A 1,728-nucleotide genomic window follows, 5' to 3' on the forward strand; every position below is an offset into this window, starting at 1 on the left:
CATACCGCAGCAAAGCTGCAGACAATAAAAATAAAATAGCCGTTCCTCAATAAATCGGCAACTAAATTGCCAGTCCCAAGATATCGGATGATATAATGGGCAGTGGTAAAACACTGAATGCGAGGTAACGGCTATATGAAGAGTATAAATAATTATCACGATCAAATCAAGGGAATTCTGCACGGTTTTGATCGAATCATATTTAAAGGACATCTTCGCCAGTTCTTTAGTCAATCAGGGCAATCACATTTTCTAAGTACGGAAAATGTATTGCTTAAAGACTATAGTGCTTATGCTCAATCGATTACCTCACAAATCAAAGAGCATGCACGTATGATGGCTGAGTCTCTTGGACGCCCTTATATCTACCTGAATTCCCCTAAGACTTCCAAAGAAGGAACCGCACAAGAAGTTTTGAAGAGAAACCCTGTGCAGGAAGGCCTTGTTTGTGTCATTGCTACCGTCGAGCTTTGTACAGCATTGGAGTCCTACAAGAATCACGAAACCCACAAGATCGAGCTACGAAATAAGAAACGCAAATGTCTCTATCTTTATTTTTACTACATTGACAAGGAATTTGGGTTCATGCACATCAAACTTCAAACCTGGTTTCCTTTTGAAATACAAATATACATCAATGGCCGAGAGCATTTAGCTAAGCTGCTGGACCAAGAGGGGATTGGGTATCAACGCTATGACAATTGTTTTCTTCAAATCGACAACCTGGAACGGGCTCAGGAATTGTTTAATGGGTTTATAGAGCGCAAACTGTCACGAACGTTTGATGCATTGGCCCATCGTATTCATCCGTTTCTGAAACGGATCGAAGCTATCTTTTCCGTGGGATATTATTGGTGTGTGGAACAGTGTGAGTATGCGACAGATGTCATGTTCGAGAGCCGAGACGCCTTAGCGCGAATCTATCATGATTTGGTTGAACATGCCTTAATCTCATTTTCTTGTGACGATGTTATGATCTTTCTTGGACGCAAAATGCATCATGCATTTTCAGGAGAAATAGTCTCCGATAAGAACCGTAGGCCGCAAGGTCTACGAATTAAGCACAAGATGAAGAAAAACAGTCTGAAGATGTATGATAAGTGTAGCGTACTTAGAATTGAGACCACTATCAACAGTTTAAAATCCTTAAAGAAGTTACAAATAAAGATGAAAAGACCATGAAATGGGCGCCGATGGGTAAGTCCGTCGTGAATCTTTATCGCTACGCCCAAGTATCTCAAAGTGCCAACATCCGGTATTGGGATGCGCTTCATGCCGCAAATCTGACAGGTGAATGCCTTGAAGAAGTGGAAAAGCTTAGTGCTCCTATTACAAAGAATAAGCGAAGGTATACCGGTTTCAACCTGCTTTCTCAAGAAGCAACGACAACTTTTGCCGCCGTTCTCGACGGAAAAAATCACATTAAAGGATTCAGCAATGCTGATATTCGAGGGGTTATTTATCCGCGCAACATGCAGAATGACCCCCGCCTAGTCGGTAAAACAACTCGGCTTCTGGCAAAGCTGAGAGCTCACGGGTTAATCGCGAAAATCCCTCGTTCGTTTCGCTACAGACCCACGGCAAAAGGTATTCGAATCATGTCGACCATACTTCGAGTAAAGAAAAAGGAAATTCCCAGCCAATTCGATGTCGCATAGCTTATTGTTTTTACTAAACTTTTCGTGAAAAGCTTGTTTTTTGTTTATTGCTTTTGAGGATAATTACATA

Annotated in this window: 2 protein-coding genes; both read left to right on the forward strand. The window is 41.5% G+C overall.

Features of this window, described 5'->3' with window-relative positions; genetic code table 11:
- The first annotated feature begins 135 nt into the window (after nucleotides 1-135).
- Complete coding sequence (locus AC6I5A_RS10120; protein WP_034615265.1) at nucleotides 136-1,182, forward strand: hypothetical protein; 1,047 nt, start codon at nucleotides 136-138, stop codon at nucleotides 1,180-1,182.
- On the forward strand, nucleotides 1,179-1,658 hold the full coding sequence (locus AC6I5A_RS10125) for a hypothetical protein (RefSeq protein WP_034615266.1): 480 nt from the start codon (nucleotides 1,179-1,181) through the stop codon (nucleotides 1,656-1,658). Before AC6I5A_RS10120 ends, AC6I5A_RS10125 begins: the two co-directional genes overlap by 4 nt.
- Nucleotides 1,659-1,728 lie beyond the last annotated feature (70 nt).

It is taken from the genome of Desulfosporosinus sp. Tol-M2, from assembly GCF_059735615.1.

Coding starts and splice junctions, on each gene's coding strand:
- AC6I5A_RS10120 (WP_034615265.1), top strand. CDS start 136: ATGAAGAGTATAAATAATTATCACGATCAAATCAAGGGAATTCTGCAC.
- AC6I5A_RS10125 (WP_034615266.1), top strand. CDS start 1,179: ATGAAATGGGCGCCGATGGGTAAGTCCGTCGTGAATCTTTATCGCTAC.